The organism is Bradyrhizobium sp. LeoA1Lang, assembly GCF_055413685.1.
The window spans coordinates 1-7,064 of sequence record NZ_JBVAPG010000265.1 but is presented as its reverse complement, the minus strand read 5'-3'; the positions used below and the strand labels follow the sequence as shown (position 1 = coordinate 7,064).

At 60.9% G+C, this 7,064-nt stretch carries 7 protein-coding genes and 2 pseudogenes; all 9 read right to left on the bottom strand.

Going from position 1 to position 7,064, the window contains the following annotated elements; translation table 11 throughout:
• Positions 1–115 precede the first annotated feature (115 nt).
• Positions 116–883 (bottom strand): annotated as a pseudogene (gene tnpC, locus ACZYOF_RS41170) (IS66 family transposase); the annotation flags it as partial.
• Positions 884–956: 73 nt separating this feature from the next.
• Positions 957–1,304: an IS66 family insertion sequence element accessory protein TnpB gene (tnpB, locus tag ACZYOF_RS41165; RefSeq protein ID WP_463719324.1), complete on the bottom strand. Its 348-nt coding sequence runs from the start codon at positions 1,302–1,304 to the stop codon at positions 957–959.
• Positions 1,301–1,708, bottom strand: a complete 408-nt coding sequence (tnpA, locus tag ACZYOF_RS41160; RefSeq protein WP_463719323.1) for an IS66-like element accessory protein TnpA — start codon at positions 1,706–1,708, stop codon at positions 1,301–1,303. Before tnpA ends, tnpB begins: the two co-directional genes overlap by 4 nt.
• Before the next feature lie 146 nt (positions 1,709–1,854).
• Positions 1,855–2,175, bottom strand: a complete 321-nt coding sequence (locus tag ACZYOF_RS41155; protein ID WP_130580464.1) for an aminotransferase class I/II-fold pyridoxal phosphate-dependent enzyme — start codon at positions 2,173–2,175, stop codon at positions 1,855–1,857.
• A 407-nt stretch (positions 2,176–2,582) separates the two neighbouring features.
• Positions 2,583–2,801, bottom strand: a pseudogene (locus ACZYOF_RS41150) (GntR family transcriptional regulator); the annotation flags it as partial.
• A 332-nt stretch (positions 2,802–3,133) separates the two neighbouring features.
• Positions 3,134–3,466, bottom strand: a complete 333-nt coding sequence (gene sorB / locus ACZYOF_RS41145; RefSeq protein WP_463719322.1) for a SorB family sulfite dehydrogenase c-type cytochrome subunit — start codon at positions 3,464–3,466, stop codon at positions 3,134–3,136.
• Positions 3,467–3,477: 11 nt separating this feature from the next.
• The gene (gene sorA, locus ACZYOF_RS41140) at positions 3,478–4,686 is read right to left on the bottom strand and encodes a SorA family sulfite dehydrogenase catalytic subunit (RefSeq protein WP_463719325.1); all 1,209 of its coding nucleotides are present in this window, start codon (positions 4,684–4,686) and stop codon (positions 3,478–3,480) included.
• 400 nt (positions 4,687–5,086) lie between these two features.
• Positions 5,087–5,494 carry a DUF302 domain-containing protein gene (locus ACZYOF_RS41135; protein WP_463702743.1) on the bottom strand — a complete coding sequence of 136 codons (408 nt, stop codon included), beginning with the start codon at positions 5,492–5,494 and terminating at the stop codon, positions 5,087–5,089.
• 163 nt (positions 5,495–5,657) lie between these two features.
• Positions 5,658–6,587, bottom strand: a complete 930-nt coding sequence (locus ACZYOF_RS41130) for an MBL fold metallo-hydrolase (RefSeq protein ID WP_463719321.1) — start codon at positions 6,585–6,587, stop codon at positions 5,658–5,660.
• Positions 6,588–7,064: the final 477 nt, after the last annotated feature.

Sequence of the window (7,064 nt, the reverse complement as noted above, 5' to 3'; positions counted from 1 at the left end):
AGTGATTTGGGACCTGCTCCTGAAAGCCGATCCCGAGGGGCCCTCCCTCATCGCTGTCACAGCTTGTGCTCACAGATTATCAGATCATCACGATCATCCTTTCTGTGTGCTTCTGCAGCACACTGTCATCCGCGTGGATGCGCTCGGCTGCGAAGACGAGGCTCCGGATTGCGTCGACCAAAGGCATCAGGGTTGCCGCGGCGGCATCGACCCAGTCCGCGAGCGTCGATACGTCGAGGTCGATGCCTTCACGCTGGTAGACGTCGCTCTGACGATGAAGCGGTAGGTGCAGGCCGTACTTGGCAAACAGGACATGGGCCAGCAGCTGGGGCCCTGCACGCCCGCGCGCAATCGGATGCGAGGGGGCCGGCGGCTGGGTGATCGCTTCGCAGGCCCGGCAGACGAGCTTCTCGCGCACGTGCTGGATCACCTTCCACTGGCGCGGAACGAGCTCCAGCGTCTCGGTCACGTCCTCGCCGAGCTTGCGCAATCGGCTGTCGCCGCAGCATGGGCAGGTGGCCGGCACCGGATAGACGAGGCGCTCCCGTGGCAGATGCTCCGGCAGCGGCCGGCGGGCTGGCTTGCGGCGCTCGAACGATGGCACCGCAATCTTCTCGGCTGCCATCTGCGCCGCGGTGTCAGCTTGCGCCGCATTCTCCTCCAGGTCGGCGAGCTGTAGCTCAAGCTGGTCCAGCAATGCGCCCCGCTCGGAGGATTGTCCGAACTGCTCGTGCCGGAGCTTCTTGATCGTGAGTTTGAGCTTCTCGATCAGCAACGTCCCCGCCTGGGCCTCGGCTTCCGCGGCCAACCGGGCCGCTCGCTCGGCGCGCAGCATCGCCTGCAGCGTCGTCACATCGTCGGGAAGAGAATCATCGGCGCCCATCGGCGACCAGAGAATCACAAGACGCGGCCTCTGTCCGAACCGCTTGTCGTGCCACCGATTCAAATCCCAGCGATCAGCCAGCCGCCTGCGGTCGCCAGGTATGTTGCGGCATCCGCCAGTCGATGCCCTCCAGCAGGTAGCCAAGCTGGGCTGGGGTGATTGTCACCACGCCATCAGGCGATGATGGCCACAGGAAGCGGCCGCGCTCCAGCCGCTTGGCATAAAGCGACATGCCGAGTCCATCGTGCCAAAGGATCTTGATCAGCTTGCCGCTTTTGCCACGGAACACGTAGAGGTCGCCGCCGTGCGGGTCGCGCCTAAAGGCTTCCTGCACCAGCAAGGCCAGCGAGTTCATGCCGCGACGCATATCGGTGTGGCCGGTCGCAATCCACACCCGTACGCCCGACGCAATCGGGATCACCGTAGGCGTCCATCTGCCAGCGCCGGCACGGCGGCCTTCAGCGTCGCCGCGTCGACCGTACCCGTGATCCGCATCCGAGCGCCGGCCGCAAACTCGATATCGATCGACCCGCCGCTGCTGGCCGGCGCGACCGGACCAGGCGCCGGCTCCGATTCCGCGACCACCATCGCCGGTACGAAGCCAGGTTGGGCGACATCCTTCGGCTCAGGTCGAAACGACCGCCGCCATCGCAGCAGCAATGAGCGCGAAACGCCATACCGCCGCGCTGTTGCCGCGACCTGGCGCGGCGCCTGTAAGCTCTCCAGGACGATCTTGAGCTTCTCGTCCTCGGACCAGCGCCGCCGCCGGCCCGTGTCCACCACCTCAAGCCGTTCGACTTGGGCACTGCGCCTATCACTGTCCATAAGGACAGTTCTCAACAACACACCTCATTCGGCAAGGCGGCCTTCACCGGACGGATGCGAAGCGCACATCGCGCGAAAGGTAAGCCGATGTGCCCACGCGGGTGCTTGGCTGGCCATTCAGGAATGAAGCCGAGCGGCGTCATACGTTACGAATCCACCGCGCCACACGTTAGAGAATGATTCAGGATGATGGCGCTCTCGCACTTTGAAAGGCTCGCCATGAAATATGTCCGCTCCGGAATCAATGAAGCAAGCGGCACCGCGTCCGGCTCGAGTGGGCCATAGGCGTCGTCTTCCAGCAGCAATACGTCGTTTCTCCGCAATATCTCGGCCACCTCCTCACGCCGAGAAAGCGGCATTGTCGCCGTCGTCGGATTGTGGATAGTCGGAACCAAATACACCGCCTTGGGGGCATGTCGCCGACACGCCGCGTCAAGCGCGGTCGGAACGACGCCGTGCTCATCCATCGGGACCCCGACCAGGCGCCCGCATATCCGGCCGCAGCCCTTATCCCGGGATAGGTCAGCGCTTCAGTGAGAACCACATCACCCGGCGACATCAGCGTTTCAAGCAGATTGAAAATTGCGTTCTGAGTTCCCGGGCAGATCACGAGCCGATCACCACGCCCGTTCGCGATGCGCGAACGAAGCCACTCTGCAGCAATGTTACGCTCGGCTTGGCATGGTCCAGCGTCACGGTAAGTGAGAAGCGCGCACAACCCAACCTCGCGCTGGATTGCTGCAAGTCCGCGCGTGAGCCGTCCCTCCAGGTCGGTGTCCAACGGTTGAGGCGGAAGGTTCATCGAAAGGTCAAATTCCGGCGGTTGGCCCGCGCTGCGTCTCGGGCACGATAGACTCTCGACAACGAACGTGCCCTGCCGGATGCGGGCCTGCGTCAGTCCGCGGCGCTGAGCTTCCGTGTAGGCCCGTGTCACCATGGTGAGATCGATACCGAGCGTCTTGGCCGGCCCCCGATGCGTTGGGAGCTGTTGTCCGCGCACTAGCCTTCCGCTCTCAATGTCCGCGGACAAGGCGGCCACAATGCGCAAATAAACCGGGCCTTCGCGATCGGTGAGCGTAGGGATAAAGTCCATACAATTGCCTCTCGTGATTGGACAAAGACTGAATTTCTTCCAACCGCCCGCCCCGATTTAGGGGATAGGAGGCGAGGCTCTGAACCCACTTTCACGATCCCATTACGTTTTTCTGCGCGACTTCCTCGCGTCGTGAGCGGCCGCAAAACGCAAGCGCCTTCCTGGAGAACGCGCCAACCCGCCCCCTGACTTCAAACAGTATTTGGTCGACCAGTGTCTTCACCGGTGTCCGACTGATCCATATAGCGCCTCAAAGCCGTCCCGAGATCCACCCATGAGGCCCCCGAGGCGGCAGCGCTGGACCAGTTCGGCCGGATCGACAGGCGGTCGCTTTAATACGTCTGCGACAGATACTCGACGATCTTGCCGATGTCCGCTTCGTCGATCGGTGCGCCGTACACCTTGATCATCTTCATGACCTCGGCCTGCCAGAAATCCTTCTTGAACTTTGGGCCCTGTGGCTGAGTCTTGATGTAGTCGGCCGAATGACACGCGGTGCAATTGCCTTGCACCACCTCAAGGTTTGGCCCCGGCTTGAACGCGGCGGTTTCCGGAGGGAGCTCGTAAGAGACAGGTTTGGCCCGAACTGCGACGCTGATGCCAGCGATCGCAGCAACACTCGCCATCATCGATACTGCTCTCAACGCAGTCCTGTGCGAGGTCATGACCAGGCTCCTCAGGCTGCTGTAACAGACGTTGTTTCAATCACGTTGCGCATGTAGCCGGGCGGATTCCATGTTGCGATTTCGGGCTGTGTCTGTCCGGCCTGGTTGGTGGCGCGAACCTTGAGGTCATGCGCACCGGACGGCAACCGGACCGAGAGCTGCCATTCACGGAACGAATACTTGCCAAGGTCCTTGCCGAGCTTGGCCGCCTGCCAAGTCTTGCCGCCGTCGAGCGACAGGCTGACGTCCTTGATACCAGTTCCGCCATCGAAGGCGATGCCTTTGACAATTGTCGCGCCCCCGGCCTTCACTTTGGCGCCGTTGGTTAGGTTGGTAATGAAAGAACGGACGTTGAGACGATTGATCGGCACGGTCGACGTCGGTGCGGCGCCGGGATCGACGCAGGCGCAGCTGTTGTCCGGGATCCGATAGGCTCCTTTCATCCAGAAGCCGTCGAACACGGAGTCGAGCACGGTGATCTCGTTCAGGTGCTTGACCCAATAGGTCCCAAAATAGCCGGGCACCACCAGCCGCAGCGGGAAACCGTTCAGCAGAGGCAAGTCAGTCCCGTTCATGGCATAGGCCAGCATCACCTCGCCATCACGGGCGTGATCGATTTCCAGCGCCTTGACGAAATCCGGTGTTCTATCGCTCACCGGACCATCGAGGCCGCCGAACGTCACCTGCTTGGCGCCCTGCTGCACGCCGGCCTTATCGAGTACCGCTTTCAGCGGCACGCCGCGCCAACGTGCATTGCCCATGGCGCCGTTGGCGAGCTGACCACCGGCGACGCGTGGATCCGAAAATCCCCGGCTATTGCCGGAACATTGATTGACTGCCACGAGATCAATAGCCGGCATCTTCTTGATCTCGGCCAGCGACAGCTTCAACGGCTTGTCGACCCTCCCTTTGATCTCAACGGAGAAAGTATCCGGATCGATCTCCAGAGGAATATCGGCGAGATGGTAGCGCACGAAGAACGCATCGTTCGGCGTGAGCACATCTTCATTGAACACCGAGAACGGCGTCTCCAATTGCGGGGGCCGGCTGGTCAGGCCGATCATCAAACGCTTCTGAGGGTATCTGACCAGCGGCCGCTCGCCATTGCCGAACGGCAACGTCACGGTCTCAGCCAAAGCTGAATTTGATAAAAATGGCAGAACGGCACCGGATGCTGCAAGCATAACTCCGGACCATATAAAGGTGCGTCTGTCGATCACAGCGGTCCTCCTGTTGCCTTGTGTCCAATTGACGTTCAGCTGTCGCCGCGTGCGCCTGGGTCCCTGGTAGGGCTTTGCCTTCGAAGCGCGGTTCGAGGGCGCTGGCACAGGTACCTGCAAGGCCTTCCGCAAGTTGATTGCCGTTCGAAAGCCACATCGTTGGTTGAGATCAGCGATAGCGAAATCTTCATCGCGCATGGCAGCGTGCATATTTCATCACGCTGACATCGGTTTAGACCACCGAGTCAGGCGGCGTCGTGGGCCTAACGCGTCCTTTCGTGCCTTACCTCACGCACCAAGTTGGCGTTGTCGCCTTGCATATGAACACCGGATGCGTGAGCGAACCGTTGGCGGATCTCCTTATCCGTTTCGATTTGATGACTGCCTTGGCGCTCTGCGCCTATTCGGGCTTCCCGCCGGCGGCCTCGGCCGAGACCGCCGCCAGCATGGCTGACATGCCGCCCACCGAAGGGAAGGCGTCCGGCGCCACGCCCTGGCCGGCCAGGATGTCGCGGGGTTCGCGATAGGCGATGCGGACCTGGCCTTCGCCGGTCTCATAGACTAAGACGCGCAACGGCAGGTCAAGGCCCAGCGTCTGGTGCGCCTGCATCAGAGGCGTGCCGGCCTTGGCCCCGCCGAACGTCACCACCGTCGTGCGGCCAAGCGTAAGGCCTGCGCCCCGCGCATTGGCGGCGTGGTCGACAATGCCGAACACCTCGACCTGCCTGTGCTTCACGCTGGCGACCAGCGCATTCAGCGTGTCCTCGAAAGGGCGGGAGGAAACGACGACGATCAAGCTTTCAGACATGTGTCACCCCATTGCAGCGGTGCAGACGTCCAGATTGAGGCCGGCCAAGCCGCTTTGCTAATATTCCAGCTCGCGAGGCTGCGTTTCAATTTCACTGCAGCCTGGATTGCGCCGTGGCACCGACCTGCCCTTTTGTCGATGGCGGCACGGCCACGGCTACTGTCTACAGTCCTTCGTACACAAGTTTGGTGAAGAACTCCGGATCGATCACAAATCTTCCCCATTTGTCGTCGAAGGCCGCGGTCGGCTTCGCCGCAATGATTTCTTCGAGGGATTTCCCCTGTGACTTCAGTGCAACGATCTTATCGCGCACCGTGACCAGCATGTCGCGAAACTCGATCAAGTGAGCGCGGTTGCCGACCGGCCCATGACCAGGAACCAAGATTGTTTGATCCGTGGTGCGTTCGATAGCTTTGTTAGCCCAGGCGATGGCCGAATTGACGCTGCCGCCGTGTTCGTTGTCGATGAACGGATAGTATCCGTTCCAGAACGTGTCGCCGAAGGCCATCACATCGGCGTTTTCGAAATACACCAACACATCGCCGTCAGTATGGCCGGGGCCGAAATGTTCCACCTTTATGGAGTCGCCCGCAAAGGTGAAATCCCTCTCATTTTCCACGATGATCGTCGGGCGCGCGCCGGCCGGAACGGGAGCGAACGTCCAATTCCAATCATCGATGCGAGTGGTATCGGAAAGATGCTTCAGCGTATTTCTCTGTGCAATGATCGTGGCGCCGGCTGCATGCATCCACTCGTTTCCGTCGGTATGATCCCAGTGCCAATGGGTGTTTACGACATATTTTAAGGGTGACGGGCCGATCTTATTGAGAGCCGCCTCCAACTTGTCTTTCGACGGCTTGATGCCGGCATCGACGAGGAACTTGCCCTCGCTTCCCGACAGAACCACGATATTTGCCCCGGATCCCATCAGGACATTGATATTGCCGCGCAAGGGCACGGTGACGATGTCGCCCTTGGCTCGCTCCAGATATCGCGCGCCGGCCCCGGTATGGAAATAGTCGCCTTTTGCGGGTGCTGGCGCAGCGGCAAGTGCGGGGGGGGGGCATATCCAAAAGCAAGAAGAGCCGAACACAGGAATACGGCGGTCGATGGAATCGCAGGCAGGTTTGTCGGCATGATGTCAATATGCCTCACTCTCGGTCCGTGAACGAATGCGATCCCGCATCGCGACCTCGATTCAGCGTGGATGAGAATGGGTCTACTGGCTATTAGATCCGCACGCAGCTTTGTCGAAACGCACGCTTTGGATCGGCTCATTCCGTGGGTGCTAAGGGCATATGCGACGATCGCGTATGCTTTCCTTCACTTCCGATTGTTACGCTGATCGTCGATCTCGAAAGCCACGAGCCCTCAGATTGTGCGACAGGCGGTATCCGCGAGCTTTGGCCTTCGCCTGCACAGGTTCTGTTGCAACGTTTGGGGGTAAGCGGTAAGAGCTCCCACGTCCGCAGTGATCAGCGGGCGCGTGCGTAGCGGATCGGCATCCAGTATTGGCGCAGCGCCTCGACGGCCGCTGGGATATCGAGGTGGGCATTGCGAAGAAAGTCCT

Coding starts and splice junctions, on each gene's coding strand:
- tnpA (WP_463719323.1), bottom strand. CDS start 1,708: ATGGACAGTGATAGGCGCAGTGCCCAAGTCGAACGGCTTGAGGTGGTG.
- ACZYOF_RS41155 (WP_130580464.1), bottom strand. CDS start 2,175: ATGGATGAGCACGGCGTCGTTCCGACCGCGCTTGACGCGGCGTGTCGG.
- sorB (WP_463719322.1), bottom strand. CDS start 3,466: ATGACCTCGCACAGGACTGCGTTGAGAGCAGTATCGATGATGGCGAGT.
- ACZYOF_RS41135 (WP_463702743.1), bottom strand. CDS start 5,494: ATGTCTGAAAGCTTGATCGTCGTCGTTTCCTCCCGCCCTTTCGAGGAC.